Here is a 19689-nt window from a genome sequence, read left to right as displayed (position 1 = left end):
GCCCAACATTACAGATCTTCCGGAGCGAAGTGAAATCGCAGTCGGCTCAATCCTCGCGGAGCTGCCGGCGCTGCATCTCCAGCTCCATGAGGTCGCGCTGGACCTGGTTGTACAGCGCCGGATCGGCCGCGGGGTCCATGCGCTGGAGCTGCCCGAGCTTGTCCGCCTTCTGCTGGGTGATCCGCAGTTCGGTGAGTCGGTTGAGGATGTCGCGGCAGTAACTCACCATCGCCTCGGCGTCCTTCGCGGGCAGCGGCCGCACGGCGAGTTCGCTGACGAGCGGACGCAGGACGTCGGGCACCCCCTCCCGGACCGATTCCACCCACCGCGACAGCTCCGTACCCGCCGCTCCGGCGGCGAGGACGGCGGTGTGCACCACCTCGTGGACGGGAGCCGTGAACCGGAAGGCCGAGAAGCTCTCCCACTGGAGGGCGGTGAGCAGCGTCGGCTGCTGGAGGACCACCTCCAGGGCCTCGCGCTCCATCCGGGCAATCGGGTCCCGGGGGTCGGGCCGCTCGAAGAACGGCTCGGACGCGGCTCCGTCGGTACCGATACCATCCGACGCCCCGTCCTGCTGCTGGACGGCGGCGACCGACCGACGCTGCCCGGAGGCCGGTGTCCCCTCCCGGCGGGCCGCTGCGTTCACGGCGCGGGCCACCTGGTCCTCGCCGACGTACTGCATGCCGAGCCAGCGGGAGAGCTCCCGCGTGTAGGTGGAGCGGAGGGAGACGTCGCGGATCTGCGCCACGATCGGCGCGGCGTGCCGCAGGGCCTTGACCTGCCCCTCGCCCGAGGAGAGATCGTAATTGGCGAACGACGCCTTGATGGCGAATTCGAACAGGGGCCGACGGTCGTCGATCAGGGCGCGGACGGCGTCGTCGCCCCCGGTCTGCCGCAGCTCGCAGGGATCGGCGCCGGAGGCCTCGACGGCCACGTAGGTCTGCGCATTGAAGCGCTGGTCCTCCTCGAACGCCCGCAGCGCGGCCTTCTGCCCTGCGGCGTCGCCGTCGAACGTGAAGATCACTTCGCCCCCGGCGCCGTCGTCGGACAGGAGCCGCCGAGCGATCTTGATGTGGTCCGTGCCGAACGCTGTGCCGCAGGTCGCAACGGCCGTGCCGATACCGGCGAGATGGCAGGCCATGACGTCCGTGTACCCCTCGACGACGACGAGCTGCCGGTTCTTCGCGATCTCGCGCTTGGCCAGGTCGATGCCGTACAGCACCTGGGACTTCTTGTAGAGGGAGGTCTCGGGCGTGTTCAGGTACTTGGGGCCCTGGTCGTCCTCGTACAGCTTGCGCGCACCGAAGCCCACCGTGTCGCCCGTGATGTCGCGGATGGGCCACATGAGGCGCCCGCGGAAGCGGTCGTAGTAGCGGGAGGCGTTGGTGGAGGAGGCGCTGAACATCCCGGTGAGCTTGAGTTCGTCGAGGGTGAAGCCGCGCCCGGTGAGGTGGTTCAGCAGGCCGTCCCAGCCCTGCGGGGAGTACCCGACGCCGAAGTGCTCGGCGGCCACGCGGTCGAAGCCGCGGTCCTGGAGGAACTGGCGGGCCGTGGCGGCGCCCTGCGTGAGGAGCTGGTCGCGGTAGAACTCGGCGGCGATCTTGTGGGCGTCCAGGAGGCGCTGGCGCTTGCCGACGTCCTCGCGGCGCGGTCCCGTGCCGCCGTCCTCGTAGTGCAGCTCGTGGCCTATCCTGGCCGCCAGCTTCTCCACGGTCTCGCTGAAGGACGTGTGGTCGAGCTTCTGCACGAAGGAGATGACGTCACCGCCCTCGCCGCAGCCGAAGCAGTGGTAGGACCCCATCTGCGGCCGCACATGGAACGACGGCGAGCGCTCGTCATGGAACGGGCAGAGTCCCTTCCAGGAACCGATACCCGCCGATTTCAGCGTCACGTACGCCTCGACGACCTCTTTCAGGTCTGTTCGCTGGCGGATCTCATCGATGTCTTCGCGCTTGATGAGTCCGGCCATGGGACCAAGTTTAGGCCCGTCGCGCAGACCCACCGACCGTCGTCGTCCATGTGCGCAAACCCACAGCGCAGGTCCGCGCCGCCTGCACGCCTGCCTACCAGAGGGTGGGGACGGGTCCCACGATCCGCTCGTGGAGACCCAGCGCCGAGACGTCCGTCAGGGATGCCACCTGGTCGATGACCACCCGGAGCCGCGCCGTGTCGTCCGGGGCCTCCCGCCAGTCGGCGGCGAACATCGGTTCCAGGTGGCGGTCCCCGGCGGCGTGGATCCGCGCGACGAGGGAGGCGAGGATCTCCCGCTGGCGTTCGTACAGGGGCTGGCGGTGCTCCGTGGTCATCACGTAGGTGGTGGCAAGGCCCTTCATCACCGCGATCTCCATGCTCGTCTCCTCCGGCACCACCATCTGCGCGTTGTACCGGGTGAGGGCGTCGGGACCGTAGATGGCACGGGTGGCCTGCATCGCATCGAGGCAGAAGCGGCCGATCAGCTGGCTCGTCATGTTCTTCAGTGCCGCCATCGACCGCCGGGTGCCGTCCGCCTCCCGGACCCACACCGGCGTCGCCTCGAGGCGGGCCAGCGCGGCGTCCACCGCGGCCGGGTCGCTGCCGGGGAGGTACCACTGCTGCGTGTAGCCCACTACCCGCGCCCGCGCGTCGGCACTGTCCATCCAGCGCAGCTGCAGGTGCCCTGCGACGATCGCGTCCTCCACATCGTGCACCGAGTAGGAGATGTCGTCGGCGAGATCCATGACCTGAGCCTCGAGGCAGGACCGCGCCTCGGGGGCTCCCGTGCGCAGCCAGTCGAAGACCGGGAGGTCGTCCTCGTACGCACCGAACTTCGTGGTGCGCTGCCCGCTGATGACGGGCGCCGACGCCGCGGTCCACGGATATTTGCAGGAGGCATCGAGACTGGCGCGCGTCAGATTCAGTCCGGCCGGGCCGCCGTCGGCCTGCATGACCTTCGACTCCAGCCGGGTGAGCAGGCGGAGGGTCTGGGCGTTGCCCTCGAAGCCACCGATGGCATGGGCGATGTCGTTCAGCGCCGACTCCCCGTTGTGCCCGAAGGGAGGATGACCCAGATCGTGGGCGAGGCAGGCGGTGTCGACGATGTCGGGGTCGCACCCGAGCGTCCTGCCCAGCTCCCGACCGACCTGGGCCACTTCCAGCGAGTGCGTCAGGCGGGTGCGGACGAAGTCGTCGGTGTCCGGGGCCACGACCTGCGTCTTCGCCCCGAGGCGGCGCAGTGCCGAGGAGTGGAGCACACGGGCTCTGTCCCGCTCGAAGTCGGTGCGGTGCAGGCTCTTGGGCGGCTCCTGCACCCAGCGCTCGGTGTCGGTGGCGCTGTAGGCGGTCGCTGCTGGTTCGGGGAAGCTCATGGTGCCTTTCTGCTGAGACAGCGTGGCTCTCTGGGCGGGCGGCGCGGGCAGCTCAGCCGCCGGACACGTCCACCTCGGCCGCGGCGATATCGGCTTGCTGCGCACTGTCGAGGACGCGCGCCTCGAGCCAGTGCTCGGGCAGGGCGGTCCGCTTCGGGGATCCGGCACGACCCCGCGGTCCCTCGGCGTCCTGCCCGGGATACGGCGAGTCCCTGTCCAGCTCGTCCAGGAGTCCGTGCAGTACCTCGAGGGTGGGCACGGCGGCCAGCCTGGCCCGCAGGTCCCCGCCCACCACGTAGCCCTTGAAGTACCAGGCCATGTGCTTGCGGATGTCACGCAGGCCCATCATCTCGCTGCCGAAGGTCTCGACGAGGAGCTCGGCGTGCCGGTAGACCGTGTCGGCGACCTGCCCCAACCCGGGACGGAAGCGGTCGGAGCTGCCCTCGAAGGCGTTCATGAGATCACCGAACAGCCAGGGCCGGCCCTGGCAGCCGCGGCCGATCACGACGCCGTCGACGCCCGTCTGGCGCACCATGCGGACCGCGTCCTCGGCGCTCCAGATGTCCCCGTTGCCGAGCACGGGGATGTCCGGCAGGGCTTCGCGCAGCTCTGCGATGGCGTCCCAGTCCGCCTGTCCGGAGTAGAACTGCGACGCGGTGCGGCCGTGGAGCGCGACGGCGGCCACTCCGCTGTCGCGGGCGATCCTGCCCGCCTCCCGGAACGTGAGGTGGTCCTCGTCGATCCCCTTGCGCATCTTGATGGTCAGCGGGATACCGCCCCTGGAGGCTTCCTGGACCGCGGTCCTGACGATGCCGGTGAACAGATCGAGCTTCCACGGCAGGGCTGCTCCCCCGCCCTTGCGGGTGACCTTGGGCACCGGGCAGCCGAAGTTCAGGTCGATGTGGTCCGCGCGATCCTCCTCCACGAGCAGGCGGACGGCGGCACCGACGGTCTTGGGATCCACCCCGTAGAGCTGCACTGAGCGGACCTGCTCGTCGTCGTCGTGGGAGATGATGCGCAGGGACTCCGGGCTGCGCTCCACGAGCGCCCGCGACGTGACCATCTCGGAGACGTAGAGGCCGCCGCCGTACTCGCGGCAGAGGCGGCGGAAGGCCCGGTTCGTGATGCCCGCCATAGGAGCGAGGATCACCGGTGTGTCCACGGTGATGTTCCCGAGGGTCAGCGGCGGCAGGTCCAGCTTCAGGGCACCCGCTGCGGAGGGGGCTCCGGGCTCGGCGGGGACCGGCGTGCTGGACTGGGCGGGGAGGGTCGATACTGCACTCACTCCTCCATTGTCGCAAGCAGCCGCAAATCCGTGGACGCGACCGGCGGAACGCCGGTGGCACGCAGGGTCGCGGTCGGGAGGGTAGAAAGGACACAGGCGCGCAGAGACCATCCTGCGGCCGTCGAGGGACGAGGGAGCTGGACATGGGCTGGAAGCCGCAGCAGAACGACCGCATGTACCGATTCGTGGTGTACGCCGGCAAGCTTGTCTTCGGTGCCCTGCGCCTGCCCGTCCGGGTCACCGGCACGGAGCATCTGCCGGCGTCCGATCCGCTCAATGGCCGATCGCGCCGCGCGGTGCCCGGGCACGGCGCCGTCGTGGCCATCACCCACTTCGGCTACCTCGATTTCGCCTTCGCCGAACTGGTCCTCTGGAACCATGCACGCGTCCAGGCACGCTTCATGATCTCGAAGCGAGCGGCCGACCACTGGTTCGTCAGTCCGTTCGTCTTCGGACTCGGTCACGTGGTGACGCACCGCTCGGACGGCGCCGAGGCCTACGACGGCGCCCTCGCCAAGCTGCGTGCCGGCGAATACGTGGCGGTGCTGCCCGAGGCGGGCGTCTCGCGGAGCTACACCGTCCGCGCGCTGAAGACCGGAGCGGTGCGGCTCGCCGCGGAGGCGGGCGTGCCCGTGATCCCGGTCTCGGTCTGGGGTGCGCACCGGCTCCTGAGCCGCGGGCACGGGTTCTCGCTCCGGCGCGCCTGGAAATCGCCCGTACGCCTCCATGTCGGCCCGCTCCTCCACCCCGCGCCGGGCCTGGATGTCGCGGAGGAGACCGGAAGGCTGCGCCGCGCACTCCAGGAGGGCATCGAGACCTGCATCGCCGACTTCCCGGTGACACCGGAACCGGGCGCCTGGTGGATGCCGGCGCACCACGGAGGCGGTGCGCTGACCGAGGACGAGCGTGACGCCGCCGACCTTGCCGACAAGAAGGCCGGCCGGCACGACCGCGGCTGACGATCGCCGTGCCCGGCCCGGGTCAGCCGGTGGCGACGACGAGCGTCTCTGCCCCGACGACCCGTGCCGTGCCGGTCTCGAGCAGGGGACCCACGACGGTGACGAGCGCCTCCATCGAATCGTCCAGCTCCAGCCGGACCGGGTACTGGTGGACGAGCATGGCGAGCAGGGTGGCCACTGCGCCCTGCTGTTCCGGTGCCGCCAGTGCCGTGTCGTAGCCGATGAGCACATCCGCCGGATCGTCCGTCCGTGCTTGCGTGTAGCTGACGGCGAACGCGGCGATGGTCCCGCCCTCGGTCTTCGGCTTCTCGCGCAGCACGATCGCTCCCCCGGCGCCGCTCGTGTCGGCCAGGAAGAGCTGCTGGGCGCGTCCCAGGCTCAGGTCCGCGCGGTCCCACGTGTGGACGGCCTCGTAGAAGGCGGCCAGTGCACGCGTCAGCTCCACGGAGCCGGTGGCGGCTTCCTCGAGCTGGGGACCTGCGGCGTCGTCGAACGCCGAGGGAGCCAGTGCGCCGGGCTCGACGACGACGAGGCGGGAGCGCTGCAGCGTCACCAGTCCCAGTGCCTCGGCGAACAGGGCGCCGCTGGTGTGGGGCGTGACCTTCGAGCGGAGCGTCGTGACACCGGTCGGTGAGCCGGCGGCCTCGTGCTGGAGCATGGCGAACAGGGTCGACCCGATGCCGGAGCGACGGTGGTCGGGGGCCACCTCGAGGTAGCACCAGAGTCGGTCGGGATGGAGTGCGGCTCCGTAGACGCAGCCCGCCGCGACGGGCACGCCCTGGTCCACCACGGTGATGCAGCGGTTCCACGGGGTGTCCGAGGAGGGCTGGAACGAGCCGCGGAACTGCTCCACCGTGGCCGACTCCGGACCACCCCAGAGCTGGATCAGCTCGAGCTCGTCGCCGTCCTGCCAGGGCCGGTACTCGAGTACCATCAGGCCCCGATCAGGCGTGCGGCGAGGTACCCCTGCACCTGGTCGAGGGCCACGCGCTCCTGCGTCATGGTGTCGCGCTCGCGGATGGTCACGGCCTGGTCCTCGAGGGTGTCGAAGTCGACCGTGATGCAGAACGGCGTGCCGATCTCGTCCTGGCGACGGTACCGCCGGCCGATGGCGCCGGCGTCGTCGAAGTCGATGTTCCAGCCCCTGCGCAGTTCTGCCGCGAGCTGCTTCGCCTTCGGCGAGAGCTCCTCGTTGCGGCTGAGCGGGAGGACAGCGGCCTTGACCGGAGCGAGGCGCGGATCGAGCTTGAGCACGGTGCGCTTGTCCACGCCGCCCTTCGAGTTCGGCGCCTCGTCCTCGGTGTAGGCGTCCACGAGGAACGCCATGAAGGAGCGGGTGAGCCCCGCGGCGGGCTCGATCACGAAGGGGGTGTACCGCTCGTTGGTCGCCTGGTTGAAGTAGCCCAGATCCGTCCCCGAGTGCTTCGAATGGGTGGACAGATCGAAATCGGTCCGGTTCGCCACGCCCTCGAGTTCGCCCCACTCCGAGCCCTGGAACCCGAAGCGGTACTCGATGTCCGTGGTGCCCTTCGAGTAGTGGCTCAGCTTCTCGAGGGGGTGCTCGAAGAGGCGCAGGTTGTCCGGATCGATGCCGAGGCCCGTGTACCAGGAGAACCGCTCGTCGATCCAGTACCGGTGCCATTCCTCGTCGGTGCCGGGCTCCACGAAGAACTCCATCTCCATCTGCTCGAACTCACGCGTGCGGAAGATGAAGTTGCCGGGGGTGATCTCGTTGCGGAAGCTCTTGCCGATCTGGCCGATGCCGAACGGTGGCTTCTTGCGTGCCGTGGTCAGCACGTTGTTGAAATTGACGAAGATGCCCTGGGCGGTCTCGGGGCGCAGGTAATGCATGCCCTCCTCCGAGGCGACGGGACCGAGGAAGGTCTTGAGCAGACCGGAGAACTCCTGCGGCTCGGTCCAGCGACCCTTGGTGCCGCAGTTGGAGCACGTGATGTCCAGCAGTCCGTTCTCGGGCGCCCGGCCCTTCTTCTCCTCGTACTCCTCCTCGAGGTGGTCGGCGCGATACCGCTTGTGGCAGGAGAGGCATTCCACGAGCGGGTCACTGAAGACGTCCACGTGCCCGGAGGCTTCCCAGACCTGGCGCGGCAGGATCACGGCGGAATCGAGCCCGACCACGTCCTCGCGGCCACGCACCATGGTCTGCCACCACTGGCGCTTGATGTTCTCCTTGAGTTCCGCACCGAGGGGCCCGTAGTCCCACGCCGAGCGGGATCCGCCGTAGATCTCCCCCGACTGGAAGACGAAGCCGCGCCGCTTGGCGAGGGAGATGATGGGGTCGAGTGCCGACTTGGCTGCTGCCATGGGATATCTCTCCAGTCCTGGGCAGGCCGCTGGGTGCGGTCCGCGGGGGTAGTGCGCTTCGGGAGGATCACCCGCGAGGGGGCCGAAGACACCGATCAATCCTAGCCGCTCCGTCGTGCGGCCCTCGGCTGCTGGTGGGTCCCGGCTCAGGGTTCCGGCTCAGGGTTCCATTTCAGGGACGTCCGGGAGGCAGCAGGGACCGGCGCGGCCAAGGCAGGGTCGTGAGGACGATCGCCCCGAGGGTCAGCAGGGTCCCGGCAACGGTGGCGAACGCCACGATGGTGCCCGGTGCCGGGAACACGAGGTCCAGCGCGAGCGAGCCGATGAGCTGCCCGCCGATCATGCACAGCCCGGTGAGCAGCACGCCGAGACTGCGCACGAGCAGTGCCCCGAGGCCGATGAAGATGCACCCCATGGGGCCTCCCAGGTAGTACCACCACTGGGTCGGCAACGGATCGGCCGCTCCAGCGACGGCAACCTTGATCAGCCAGGCTGGCAGCAGGACCAGCGTACCGGCGATGAAGTTCATGAGGGTCGCGGCGAGCGGGGTCCCGTAGTGCACCGACGCCGTCCCGTTCATGGCCTGCTGGAAGCTCAGGAGGACACCTGCGGCGATCGGGAGCAGCACCGGCAGCAGCCAGCCGGAGACCTCCCCGGCCGCACCGAAGCGCGGCGAGACGGCCCACACCACGGACAGGACCGTCAGCGCCACCCCGATCACCCGTGTGGGGGTGGCTGCACGTCTGCCGCCGGGTCCTATGCCTGCCCGGTCCACGAGGATGCCGCTCAGGGACTGGCCCATGACGGCCGCCACGGTGAAGAGCGCCACCCCGAGCAGTCCGATGGTCAGTGACTGGGAGAAGACGAAGAACGCGCCGATCGCACCTGCGGCGATGTAGTAGGGCGGGAAGCGACGCTCGCGGACGGACGGGAGGATCTGCCGCGCCCCCGCCCGGGCCCGCGGCAGCACGAGGGTGATGACGATCATGAGGACGAGCCCGGTACCGAAACTGATCAGGGCCGCCGCGAGACTGTCGTCGAGCCTGAGACCCAGCGCTCCGTTGATCCTGCCCTGCACGGGGATGGCCAGACCCGCGGTGAGGGCCAGGGGGAAGCCGACGGCGGGGGGAAGCGGGGACGCGGCAGACACCAGTACAGCCTAGGGCGCGGGCTCGGGCATCATGGACAGCATGAGCAACGACGCATCCAGCCCACACCTGTCCATCCGGGACGACATGATCCGGCTCGGCCAGCTGCTGAAGCTCGCCTCGCTCGCGGAGGACGGCGTCGAGGCCAAGGCCCTGATCGACAACGGTCTGGTGCGGGTCAACGGAGAGATCGAGGAACGCCGGGGCCGCCAGGTCCATCCCGGCGACACGGTCAGCGTGAACGGCGTGACGCTGCGGATAGTGCGCGGCTGAGACCCGCCCCGGATCGCGACGGACCTCCTGTTCAGCTCCGGACCGTCAGGGTCAGGAACTCCCGGACATGGGCGAGCTCGCGCTGCGAGATGCTGTGGAACATGTTCGAGTAGAGGATCTTGGTGAGCTGGGTGTGTGTGGTCAGCCAGGCGTGCGTGGTCTCGATCATCTCGGCGGAGATGATCGGGTCCTCCTGGTCCCGCCCCCAGAAGAACGGCACCCGGGCGGCGGCCGCCTCCTCGTCGCGGAAGAAGCCGTGACCTTCGGCCGGGATGCAGTATCCCGAGAGGCCCACGACGCACGTGAAATCCCGCGGACGGTGGCGGAGCAGCGAGGTCGCCACCGCCATCCCCTGCGAGAAGCCCAGGAGGCTCACGCTCGCGTGGGCGCCGCACACGCCGTCGAGCCACGAGGCCACGGCACCCACACTCTCCACGACGCTCTCCATGGAGTAGTCGGGCTCGTCCGGGAGCGGGAACCAGGAGAAGCCGGGCCCGGCGGGCCGCGGAGCGCGCACCGAGGCCACGGTGAACTCCTCCGGCAGATGATCGGTGAGACCCATCAGGTCCTCCTCGTTCGCCATGTACCCGTGGAAGAGGACCAGCAGGGGCGTCCCCGGGCGCTCCGCCTCGGGCTTGGACCACAGGACCACCGGCTCGCGGGAACCGGAGGAGGACGCGGCCGAATCACGGGTGGTATCAGTCATGGCACCCATCTTGGCACCCATCCCAGCACGCGGCAGCCAGGCGCCCGGCGGACGGGAGCCGGCCGCGGGAGGTCCAGGGGTGGCCCGGCGACCGGACCGGGTTGGACAATGGACGCATGGAACCCCAAGTCGACCCAGCGCCCGAGCAGGACGAGAGTGCGCCCGCGCCTGACCGGAGCGTGGTCGCGGCGGAGCAGGACGTCGACTCGCACCCCTGGCACCGGTTCGTGGCTCTCGGTGATTCCTTCACCGAGGGCATCGGCGACCCCGATCCCGGCAGCACGGGTGGCTATCGGGGGTGGGCGGACAGGGTCGCGGAGGAACTGGCGAGGGGGCAGGAGGACTTCGCGTATGCGAATCTCGCGGTGCGTGGCCGGCTGCTGCACCAGATCGCCGACCAGCAGGTGGCACCGGCGCTCGCCCTCCGACCGGATCTCGTCACCATCTCGGCGGGCGGCAATGACCTGCTCCGCCCGGGCGGAGATCCGGATCTGCTGGCCGCCGGGCTCGACGACGTCGTCGCCAGCCTCGCCGGGTCCGGCGCCACGGTGGTGCTCCTGACGGGCCCGGACGTTCGCGAGACGGTACTCGGCGGCCTCCGCTCCAAGACCGCCATCTACAACGAGAACCTGCGGACCATCGCTGCCCGCCACGACGCGGTGATCGCCGACATGTGGGCGCTGCGCCAACTCATGAATCCACAGATGTGGGCACCCGACCGGCTGCACTTCTCACCGCTGGGGCACCATACGATCGCCGTCATGGTCCTCGACACGCTCGCCGTGCCACATTCCCTGGACCCGCTCGAGCCGAAGGAGCCGGCACAGCGGACCTGGCGGGCTGCGCGCGCGGAGGATCTGGTCTGGGCTCGCGAGTACTTCGTGCCCTGGGTCCTGCGGCGGATCAGGCGGCGGTCCTCGGGCGACGGCGTACTCGCCAAGCGTCCGGAGGCGACAGCGATCTTCGGTCCTGGCATGCCACCGGGAACCGCCCACTGACCGACCCTGGACCTTGCCGGCGAGAGGGGTCCGGCGTCCTCAGTTCCCCAGCGAGACCTCTCCGTTGGCGACGGCGTCGGCGCACTCGCTGAGATCGGGCCCGGGCTTGAAATCCACGAACTGCGGCTTCAGCTTCTCGAAGAGGAACTCGTAGACCTCGTCGCGGGTCTTCCCGTCCATGGTCTCGGCAGCCTCGCGGACGGCTTCCTGCAGCGCCCGGTCGGCGTCGAGCAGGATCTTGTCGCGGGCTTCCTGGTTCCAGCCAATGGTGCTCAGTTCCATGAACAGCTCCTCATGATCGCGGGTGGTCGGTCCGGCGCTCCGGACCCGCCTGCCGTCCTTCACTAAGCAGGCTTGGCTCCAAGACTAGATGCGGGCTCCGACAAACCCAACCGTCACTGCGCCCGCCCGAAGAAGGCGGCCCGGAGTGCGCCGTCGAGCTGGAGGATCTCGGTCAGGAACGCATCGTGGCCCATGACGGAGTGGATCAGGTGCACGGGCACCGTCCCGGGCAGTGCCGCCGCCAGCTGCCGGGACTGCTCCGGGACGTACAACCGGTCCGTGTCCACCGCGGCGACGAAGAAATCCGCGCTCGCCCCTGCCAGAGCCTCGCTGAGACTGCCCCGGCCGCGAGCGGCGTCGTGGCTCATGAGCGCTTCGGTGAGGACCACGTAGCTGTTGGCGTCGAAGCGGCCCGCGAGCTTCGCGGCCTGGTGATCGAGATAGCTCTCCACCCGGTACCGGCCACGCTCGGCGGGCAGCACCGCACCGAGGACCTGCTCGTCACCCTGCTCGGAGCGGCCGAAGCGCGCGTGGAGCTCCGGCTCCGACCGATAGGTGATGTGGGCTATGCGCCGGGCGAGCCCGAGACCGCTGCTGGGAGGCGGGCCGCCGTAGTAGTCGCCGCCCCGGTAGGCGGGGTCGAGGCGGATGGCCTGCACCTGCGCCTGGGCGAACGCTATCTGTTCGGCCGAACTGGCGGCGGTGCAGGCGATGACGGCACAGCGTCGGACGCGCTCCGGGTACAGCAGGGCCCATTCGAGTGCGCGCGCTCCTCCCATGGACCCCCCGAGGACCGAGTGCCAGCTCCGGACGCCGAGCTGGTCGGCGAGGAGCGCCTCGGCGCGGACGGAGTCGCGGATGGTGATGAAGGGGAAGCGGGAGCCCCAGGGGCGGCCGTCGGGCGCCGGGCTCGCCGGTCCCGTGGAGCCGTAGCACCCGCCCAGCATGTTGCCGGACACCACGAAGTACTCATCGGTGTCCACGGTCCGCCCGGGGCCGACGAGCGTGTCCCACCAGCCCTCCTCCCCGGTCGCGCCCCGCGCCACGTGGGTGCTGCCGGTGAGCGCGTGCAGCACCAGCACCGCATTGGAGGCATCGCTGTTGAGCTCACCCCACGTCTCGAAGGCGAGCTCGACCTCCGGCAGCTCACCCCCGGTCTCGAGGGCCAGCGGTCCGAGCTGAGCGGTCCGGAGCTGCCCGTCCTGCGGAGCTCGCGCCCGGTGGGACCCGCGCTGCAGCTGCGCAGGTGGGTGGGTGGTCATGGCCTGCACCAGTCAGACGCCCTTGGCTGCCCGGAACCCGGCGTCGAGATCGGCGAGGATGTCCGCGATGTTCTCCAGGCCCACGGACAACCGGACCAGCCCCGGACGCACGCCTGCCGCGACCCGGGCCTCGGCGTCGAGCTGGCTGTGCGTGGTGGACGCAGGATGGATGACGAGCGAGCGGACATCACCGAGATTGGCCACGTGGGAGTGCAGTTCGAGGGCGTCCACGAAGCGCTTGCCCGCCTCGATGCCGCCCACGATGTCGAAGCCGACGATCGCACCGATGCCGTTGCGCCCGTAGGTCCTGCCGCGTTCGAACCACGGGCTCGAGGCCAGTCCCGCGTAGGAGACCCGCTCGACGTCGTCGTGCCCCTCGAGCCATTCGGCCACGGCGACCGCGTTCTGCACGTGGCGTTCCATGCGCAGGCTGAGCGTCTCCAGCCCCTGCGCCACGAGGAAGGCGTTGAACGGCGACAGTGCGGGTCCCAGGTCTCGGAGCAACTGGACCCGGGCCTTGAGGATGTACGCGAGATTGGCTCCGAGCGCGCTGCCCACCCCCAGGTCCCTCGCGTACACGAGTCCGTTGTAGCTCTCGTCCGGCGTGTTCAGGCCGGGGAACCGCTCGGGGTCCTGCGCGAAGTCGAAGTTGCCGGAGTCCACGATGACGCCGGCGATCACGGTGCCGTGGCCGCCGAGGTACTTGGTCGCCGAGTGGACCACGATGTCGGCACCCCATTCGATGGGGCGGACGAGATAGGGAGTTGCCAGCGTGTTGTCCACGATCAGCGGCACGCCGTGCTCGTGGGCGACGGCGCTGATGCCCTCGATGTCGAGCACGTCCTGTCGCGGGTTCGAGACCGTCTCACCGAAGAACAGCCTGGTACGGGGCCGGACGGCCCGGCGCCACTGCTCGAGATCGTCCGGGTCCGCCACGAAGGTGGTCTCGATGCCGAACTTCCTCAGGGTGTGCTTGAAGAGATTGTAGGTACCGCCGTAGAGACTCGGGCTGGCCACGATGTGATCGCCCGCCTCGGCGATGTTCAGCACCGCCAGGAGCTCCGCGGCCTGCCCGGAGGCGACCAGCAGCGCACCGGCCCCGCCCTCGAGGCTGGCGATCCTCGTCTCCACCGCCTCCTGGGTGGGATTCCCGATGCGCGAGTAGATGGGGCCCAGCTCGGCCAGCGAGAACCTGTTCGCAGCACTCTCCGCGCTCGGGAAGACGAACGACGTCGTCTGGTAGATGGGCAGCGCTCGCGCTCCCGTGACTGCGTCCGGCTCCTGGCCGGCGTGGATCTGGCGGGTCTCGAACGACCAGTCGTTGCTCATGGTGCTCCCTGTCTCGAAGGGGCTCCACCTCGTCCGGCACCCGGGCCGACGAATGCCGCTCCAGGAGACCGGACCCCGGAGGAGCCCGCGCTTGCCCGACGCCGAAGGACGACGGACCTGGTCCTCACCCGGGGCACCCCACCGCGGTTGGAGGGTTGCCGGCCAGCAAGCCGGGGCTGTGTGCTGGCACTCATGACCTGCCACCATGAGAACCCATGCGGCTCGATCCGGCAAGACTGTGACGTGGGATGAAGACCGGACGCCGGCCCGGTGGAGCCCGCGGGTTTTAGGGCACCCTAAGTCGAGACGCACATCACTTAGTGCCAAGATGACGGCATGAGACTGGACCACGTTTCTTTTGCCTGTGAACCCGATGGACTTGCTGCAACGGCGGAGCGGATTGCGGCCAAGCTCGACATGGAACCCGTGAAGGGCGGTGTGCATCCGCGCTTCGGGACCCGCAACATGATCTTCCCGCTGGTCAACGGCCAGTACCTGGAGGTCGTGGAGGTCCTGAACCATCCGGCGTCGGACAAGGCGCCCTTCGGCCAGGCCGTCCGCGCCCGCTCGGAGGCCGGCGGCGGCTGGATGGGGTGGTGCGTGGCCGTGGACGATCTGGGCCCCTTCGAGGAGCGCCTGGGCCGCAACGCGGTACCCGGCAACCGCAAGTTCCCCGATGGCCAGGAACTCACCTGGCAGCAGATCGGCATCAAGGGCCTCATCGCGGATCCGCAGGTGCCCTACCTGCTCCGCTGGGACGACGGCACGGATCCCCTGCATCCCTCGAAGGCACGTGCCGCCTCCGTCAAGCTCGACTGCCTCACCATCGCCGGATCGTCGGAGCGCGTCACCGAGTGGCTCGGCACGGAGGTCGAGGAGACCCTCGACGGCGTCCAGGTCCAGTGGATCGCCCCGAACGGCACGCCCGGCATCATGTCGGTGGTCTTCGAGACGGGTGACCGGCGCGTGGAGATCTGACGCGTACATACGCCGTGGCGGACCCTCAGCCCCCGATCCCGATGGCCGGGCCGAGCAGGGCGAAGCCGACGAAGCCCGTGATGTCGATCAGCGCGTGCGCGATGACGAGCGGGAGCACGCGGCGGGTCCGCGTGTAGAAGAAGGCGAACAACAGTCCCATCAGGACATTGCCGATGAACGGCCCGAAGCCCTGATACAGGTGGTAGCTGCCCCGCAGGACGGAACTGGCCACGATGATGACCGGGGTGGACCAGCCGAGCTGGCGCAGCCGGACGAACAGGTATCCCACCACGATCACCTCCTCGAGCACCGCGTGCCGGAGGGCTGACAGGACGAGGACCGGGATGGTCCACCAGTAGTCGTCGAGGGCCGCGGGAACGAGGGCGGTGGTGATGCCCAGTGCCCGCCCGCCGGCGTAGACCCCGAGGGTACCGACGCCGACGATCGCGGCGAGTCCCACACCGAAGGCGATGGTGCGCACGGGCCGGTCGAACGTGAGACCGAGCCGGTGGACGGCCGAGGTCGGGCGCCCGCTGAGCAGGAGGAGCACCAGGGCCACCGGCACCAGTGCGAACACGATCCCCAGGAGTTGATAGGTGAGATCGAAGTACGGGCGCTCGTCCAGCACGGGGTTCAGGGTGGTGGTCTGCCCGGCCAACGGACCCCGCGACAGCTTCTCGAGAAGCCGGACGATCGCGTAGACACCCGACTGCCCGAGGGAGAGCCCGAGGACGATCAGCACCTCGGCCGTGATCAGACGCCTCGGGACACCTTCCTCCGCCGCTCCCGGGTGATCGCTGATCGGGGCGGGCTCGGCAGGCATGGCGCCATAATGCCAGTGGTCGCCGGGGATTCCCAGTTGCCCCGCTGACCACCCCGCCGTGGGTCGTGCAGCTAGCGGACGCGCACCCCGGCCCGCCAGACGGCGTGCACGAGCGGCATCCCGGGACGGTAGGCCAGATGCGACGCCGACGGGGCATCCAGCACCTGCAGGTCGGCCCTGTGCCCCACGGCCAGGGACCCGACGGCCCTGCGCCCGTCGACGTCGTCGCCCGTGTGCCGGCGGAGGGCGAGGGCACCCCCGAAGGTGGCTGCACGCACCGCCTCGTGCACGGTGAGTCCCATCTGCAGCACCGCCGTGGCCACGCAGAAGCCCATGGAACTCGTGTAGGACGTGCCCGGATTGCAGTTGCTGGCGAGCGCGAGCTGCGCTCCCGCCTCGAGCAGTCTGCGCGCCGGGGGGAACGGCTGGCGCGTGGAGAGATCGCACGCCGGGAGGCACGTGGCGACGGTGCCGGCGCCACCTCCGCTCCAGGAGGCCCCGAGCGCGTCGACGTCGGCGTCGGACAGGTGGTTGACGTGATCCACGCTGGCTGCCCCGAACTCGACGGCGAGCCGCGTGCCTGCTCCTGGTCCGAGCTGGTTGCCGTGGACCCGCAGGCCCAGGCCGGCCGCGGCACAGGCCTGGAGGACCCGCCGCGACTGCTCCGGGGTGAAGGCACCCGCCTCGCAGAACACGTCGGCCCAGCGGACGTAGGGTCGTACGGCGTCGAGCATGGGCCCGCAGACGAGATCGGTGTACTCGTCGGCGTCCCAGTCCCTCGGCACGAGGTGCGCCCCGAGGAAGGTGACCTCGTCCGCGACCCCGGCGGCGATGCGCGCGCTGCGCGCCTCGTGCCCGACGTCGAGGCCGTAGCCCGTCTTCGTCTCGAGGTAGGTGGTCCCGCCGGCTGTCGCTTCCTCGACGCGGGACAGCAGGAGCCGGGTGAGCTCGTCGTCCGTGGCGGCGCGGGTCGCCTCGACGGTGACGGAGATCCCGCCGGCGGCATAGAGCTCCCCCGCCATCCGGGCCTCGAACTCGGCCGTCCGATCGCCGGCGAAGACGAGGTGCGTGTGGCTGTCCACCCAGCCGGGCACTCCGGCCCGCCCGCCCGCGTCGAAGGACTCGTCCGCAGCCGGGGCTCCCGCCGCGGGGCCGATCCAGCTGATCCGCTCGCCCTCGAGGACCACGGCGGCGTCGCGGAGGACACGGTGCTCGGCGTCCTGCGTCATGAGTTCACCGAGGTTGGTGATGAGCAGTGACATCAGTGGTGCTCCCTCGTGGGGTTGTCGGAGACGAACCGGTGCGTCCGGTCGCGGGCCACCCCGTCCAGCCGGGCGATGGCGGCGACCAGCAGCTCGGCCGGGTCGCCGAGCGCGGTGTGGACACCGTCCCGGGCCACGAGGACTCCCCCGACGACCACGGCCCGCACGTCCTGCGCCGTAGCCGTGTAGACGAGTTGATCCCGGGTGGAACCGGCGGTGCGCATCGTGTGTGGATCGACGGCCATGAGATCGGCGACCGAGCCGGGACAGATGCCCGCACCGCGGCGCCCCTGTGCCCTCGCTCCGCCGGACGATGCGATATCGAGCAGGATCTCCGGGTCGAAGTGGCCGCGTGTCCCGGTGCGGAGCCGTTCCCCGTGCTCGAGGGCCCGCAGCTCCAGCCAGGGGTCGATGACGGCGTGCTGGTCGGTGCCGAGGGCCAGCGTCGCCCCGGCCACCCGGAGGGGCCCCGCAGGGCCGAGCCCGTCGGCGAGATCCGCCTCGGTGGTGGGACACAGGACGACGCCGGCGCCGGCGTTCCCGAGGAGATCGATGTCCTCCCCGGAGGCATGGGTGGCGTGGACGACCGCCAGCCGCTCGTGGACGAGTCCGTGGCGGTGGAGCAGGCCGGTGGGCGTCAGACCCGTCGCCTCGAGGCAGTCCGCGTTCTCCGCGGGTTGCTCGGAGAGATGGACGTGGAGCGGCAGAGCCTCCGGCAGGTGGTGCGCGATCACGGCGAGGTCCCGCTCGGGGACGGCGCGGACCGAGTGCAGTGCTGCGCCGACCGACACCAGGTGCTCCGGGTGGAGGGCGGCGACGGTCTCGCGCAACGCGCCGAGCCGCTCGAGCCACCGCTCGGCCGTGCCGTCGGAGAACCGGCGCTGACCGTCCTCGAGCGGCTGCCCGAAGCCGCCGGCGAGATAGCAGGTGTCCAGCAGGGTCAGGCGGATGCCGGCCCGCACCGCGGCGCGAGCGAGGGCGAGCTCCATGGCGTGGGGCTGACCGGTCCCCTGGCCGTACGGCGTGCCGTCCGGGAGGTGGTGGACGTAGTGGAACTCGGCGACGCTCGTCCAGCCCGCCGCGACCATCTCGGCGTAGACGGCGGTGGCGAGCTCCTCGTAGAGCTCCGGGGTCAGTGCTCCCGCCACGGCGTACATCGTCTCCCGCCACGTCCAGAAGGTCCCGCCGCGGTCGTGGGTCCGTCCGCGGAGCGCGCGATGGAAGGCGTGGGAGTGGGCGTTGGCCGCTGCGGGGAAGACGACCCCCTGGAGGACCACGTCGCCCTCCTGCGCCGGTACTCCCGGCAGCACACTGCTCACGTACCCCTCGGCGTCGATCTGGATGCGCACGGCAGCACCGATGCCCTCCGTGCCGAGCCAGGCGTACTCGCACCAGACGGCCCGGTCATCCGGAGCGAGCCCCTCGGATCCGCTCGCCTGTGCGAGGACCTGCTGTGTCACAGCAGGTCCTCGAGCACATCCGCGAGCGCTAGTGCGCCGGCGTCGGCGTCGTCGCGCTCCACGAACTCCTCGGGCGAATGGCTGATGCCGGTCGGATTGCGGACGAACAGCATGGCCGTGGGGGCTACGGACCCGAGGATCCCGGCGTCGTGCCCTGCGCCCGTGGGCAGCGTCGGGGCTCCCGGGAAGGAGCGCGCCAGTGCGTTGCCGAGGGTGCGCTGGAGGGCGCCGTCGAAGTGCACGGTGCCGCTGTGCGACTCCTCGGTCAGCGTGGCGCGGCAGCCCTCGAAGGCGCAGATCTTCTGGGCCTGGCCGTGGATCCTCTCGATGAGCGTGGCCGTGACGGCGTCGTCCTCGTGGCGGATGTCGAGCCACAGGTCCACGCGGGACGCGATGACGTTCGTCCCACCCGGGACCGGCTGGAGCCGGCCCACCGTGGCCCGGGCGCCGTCCTGCTCCGCAGCGATCTTCCGCGCCGCGAGGACCACCTGGGCCGCAGCGATCATGGGGTCGGCGCGATCGGACATGAGCGTGGTGCCGGCGTGGTTGCCCTGGCCGGTGATGGACAGGCGCCAGCGGCCGTGACCCAGCATGGTGGAACCGATGGCGACGGCGGAATCGAGATCGATCAGTCCTCGGCCCTGCTCCACGTGGAGTTCCACGAAGTCGCCGATGCGCCCGATCGCCTCCTCGTCCCGGCCGAGGTGCGCGGGATCGATTCCCGCGGCACGGGAGGCCTCGGCGAAGGTGGTGCCGTCGGCGTCCTTCAGCGAGCGTGCATGGTCGGCATCGAGGGTGCCGGTGAGCAGGCGGGAGCCGAGGCAGGACACCCCGAAGCGCGAGCCCTCCTCCTCCGGGAAGACGGCGACGGCGAGGCAACGGCGCGGCTGCACCCCGCGCTCGCGCAGCAGGTCCAGGGCGACCAGTGCCGAGGCCACCCCGAGCGGTCCGTCGAAGGCGCCACCCCCGGGCACCGAGTCGAGGTGGCTGCCCGTGACGAGGGCTCCCTCGCGCGTCCCTGTCGCATCCCACCAGGCCCACAGGATCCCGTTGCGATCGGTCTCCACGGCCAGGCCCCGCCGACCGGCCTCGGCCTGGAACCACTCGCGCAGGGTCGCCTCCGCCGGGGTGTGGACGCCGCGCGAGTAGCCGCCGCGGGCCGGGTCACGCCCGACGTCGTCGATCGTGTCGAGCAGTGAGCTGACGGTGGTGGTTGGCATCTGGTGACGCTCCGATCAGGAACTGGGTGATGGGTGGT

At 70.2% G+C, this 19689-nt stretch carries 18 protein-coding genes and 1 riboswitch; of the genes, 4 read left to right on the top strand and 14 right to left on the bottom strand.

The window, feature by feature from the left end:
• Nucleotides 1-46: 46 nt before the first annotated feature.
• From dnaG to dusB, 3 genes are all read right to left on the bottom strand, one after another.
• Nucleotides 47-1969, bottom strand: a complete 1923-nt coding sequence (gene dnaG, locus FQ377_RS08650; RefSeq protein WP_148600835.1) for a DNA primase — start codon at nucleotides 1967-1969, stop codon at nucleotides 47-49.
• Between the two features lie 94 nt (nucleotides 1970-2063).
• Nucleotides 2064-3344, bottom strand: a complete 1281-nt coding sequence (locus FQ377_RS08645) for a deoxyguanosinetriphosphate triphosphohydrolase (protein ID WP_148600834.1) — start codon at nucleotides 3342-3344, stop codon at nucleotides 2064-2066.
• A 52-nt stretch (nucleotides 3345-3396) separates the two neighbouring features.
• A complete protein-coding gene (dusB, locus tag FQ377_RS08640) occupies nucleotides 3397-4629 on the bottom strand; it encodes a tRNA dihydrouridine synthase DusB (protein ID WP_395858478.1) in 1233 nt (410 codons plus the stop codon).
• Nucleotides 4630-4772: 143 nt separating this feature from the next.
• Here dusB and FQ377_RS08635 point away from each other — a divergent pair, with 143 nt between their 5' ends.
• Complete coding sequence (locus FQ377_RS08635) at nucleotides 4773-5588, top strand: lysophospholipid acyltransferase family protein (protein WP_148600833.1); 816 nt, start codon at nucleotides 4773-4775, stop codon at nucleotides 5586-5588.
• Between the two features lie 22 nt (nucleotides 5589-5610).
• Here FQ377_RS08635 and FQ377_RS08630 read toward each other — a convergent pair whose 3' ends face one another.
• From FQ377_RS08630 to FQ377_RS08620, 3 genes are all read right to left on the bottom strand, one after another.
• Nucleotides 5611-6522 (bottom strand): GNAT family N-acetyltransferase, encoded by a 912-nt coding sequence (locus FQ377_RS08630; RefSeq protein WP_148600832.1) that lies wholly within the window; start codon nucleotides 6520-6522, stop codon nucleotides 5611-5613.
• Nucleotides 6522-7910 (bottom strand): glycine--tRNA ligase, encoded by a 1389-nt coding sequence (locus tag FQ377_RS08625; RefSeq protein ID WP_148600831.1) that lies wholly within the window; start codon nucleotides 7908-7910, stop codon nucleotides 6522-6524. Before FQ377_RS08625 ends, FQ377_RS08630 begins: the two co-directional genes overlap by 1 nt.
• A gap of 172 nt (nucleotides 7911-8082) precedes the next feature.
• Nucleotides 8083-9060 (bottom strand): DMT family transporter, encoded by a 978-nt coding sequence (locus FQ377_RS08620; RefSeq protein ID WP_148600830.1) that lies wholly within the window; start codon nucleotides 9058-9060, stop codon nucleotides 8083-8085.
• 40 nt (nucleotides 9061-9100) lie between these two features.
• Here FQ377_RS08620 and FQ377_RS08615 point away from each other — a divergent pair, with 40 nt between their 5' ends.
• The gene (locus FQ377_RS08615) at nucleotides 9101-9331 is read left to right on the top strand and encodes an RNA-binding S4 domain-containing protein (protein WP_148600829.1); all 231 of its coding nucleotides are present in this window, start codon (nucleotides 9101-9103) and stop codon (nucleotides 9329-9331) included.
• Between the two features lie 31 nt (nucleotides 9332-9362).
• Here the strand turns inward: FQ377_RS08615 and FQ377_RS08610 are convergent, their stop codons facing one another.
• Complete coding sequence (locus tag FQ377_RS08610) at nucleotides 9363-10037, bottom strand: alpha/beta hydrolase (RefSeq protein WP_148600828.1); 675 nt, start codon at nucleotides 10035-10037, stop codon at nucleotides 9363-9365.
• 116 nt (nucleotides 10038-10153) lie between these two features.
• Between FQ377_RS08610 and FQ377_RS08605 the strand changes: the two genes are divergently transcribed.
• Nucleotides 10154-11035, top strand: coding sequence for an SGNH/GDSL hydrolase family protein (locus FQ377_RS08605; RefSeq protein WP_148600827.1), 882 nt, complete (start codon nucleotides 10154-10156; stop codon nucleotides 11033-11035).
• A 39-nt stretch (nucleotides 11036-11074) separates the two neighbouring features.
• On the opposite strand, the gene FQ377_RS08600 is transcribed toward FQ377_RS08605, so the two are convergent.
• From FQ377_RS08600 to FQ377_RS08590, 3 genes are all read right to left on the bottom strand, one after another.
• Complete coding sequence (locus FQ377_RS08600) at nucleotides 11075-11317, bottom strand: hypothetical protein (protein WP_148600826.1); 243 nt, start codon at nucleotides 11315-11317, stop codon at nucleotides 11075-11077.
• 113 nt (nucleotides 11318-11430) lie between these two features.
• On the bottom strand, nucleotides 11431-12579 hold the full coding sequence (gene metX / locus FQ377_RS08595) for a homoserine O-acetyltransferase MetX (RefSeq protein WP_148600825.1): 1149 nt from the start codon (nucleotides 12577-12579) through the stop codon (nucleotides 11431-11433).
• Between the two features lie 12 nt (nucleotides 12580-12591).
• A complete protein-coding gene (locus FQ377_RS08590) occupies nucleotides 12592-13908 on the bottom strand; it encodes a bifunctional o-acetylhomoserine/o-acetylserine sulfhydrylase (protein ID WP_148600824.1) in 1317 nt (438 codons plus the stop codon).
• An 82-nt stretch (nucleotides 13909-13990) separates the two neighbouring features.
• Nucleotides 13991-14106: riboswitch (SAM riboswitch) on the bottom strand.
• A gap of 138 nt (nucleotides 14107-14244) precedes the next feature.
• On the opposite strand from FQ377_RS08590, the gene FQ377_RS08585 reads away from it, so the two are divergent.
• Entirely contained in the window at nucleotides 14245-14886 is a 642-nt protein-coding gene (locus tag FQ377_RS08585) for a VOC family protein (protein ID WP_148600823.1), read from the top strand.
• A 25-nt stretch (nucleotides 14887-14911) separates the two neighbouring features.
• On the opposite strand, the gene FQ377_RS08580 is transcribed toward FQ377_RS08585, so the two are convergent.
• From FQ377_RS08580 to FQ377_RS08565, 4 genes are all read right to left on the bottom strand, one after another.
• Entirely contained in the window at nucleotides 14912-15709 is a 798-nt protein-coding gene (locus FQ377_RS08580) for a CPBP family intramembrane glutamic endopeptidase (RefSeq protein WP_148600822.1), read from the bottom strand.
• Nucleotides 15710-15780: 71 nt separating this feature from the next.
• Nucleotides 15781-16971 carry an imidazolonepropionase gene (hutI, locus tag FQ377_RS08575; RefSeq protein WP_148600821.1) on the bottom strand — a complete coding sequence of 397 codons (1191 nt, stop codon included), beginning with the start codon at nucleotides 16969-16971 and terminating at the stop codon, nucleotides 15781-15783.
• The gene (locus FQ377_RS08570; RefSeq protein WP_148600820.1) at nucleotides 16971-18431 is read right to left on the bottom strand and encodes a formimidoylglutamate deiminase; all 1461 of its coding nucleotides are present in this window, start codon (nucleotides 18429-18431) and stop codon (nucleotides 16971-16973) included. The genes hutI and FQ377_RS08570 overlap by 1 nt, the downstream gene beginning before the upstream one ends.
• A complete protein-coding gene (locus FQ377_RS08565; protein ID WP_148600819.1) occupies nucleotides 18428-19651 on the bottom strand; it encodes an allantoate amidohydrolase in 1224 nt (407 codons plus the stop codon). The genes FQ377_RS08570 and FQ377_RS08565 overlap by 4 nt, the downstream gene beginning before the upstream one ends.
• Nucleotides 19652-19689 lie beyond the last annotated feature (38 nt).

Origin of the sequence: Arthrobacter echini, from assembly GCF_008107445.1 — a bacterium.
GTDB classification, from domain to species: domain Bacteria; phylum Actinomycetota; class Actinomycetes; order Actinomycetales; family Micrococcaceae; genus Arthrobacter_D; species Arthrobacter_D echini_A.
This window is presented reverse-complemented; position numbering and strand designations above follow the sequence as displayed.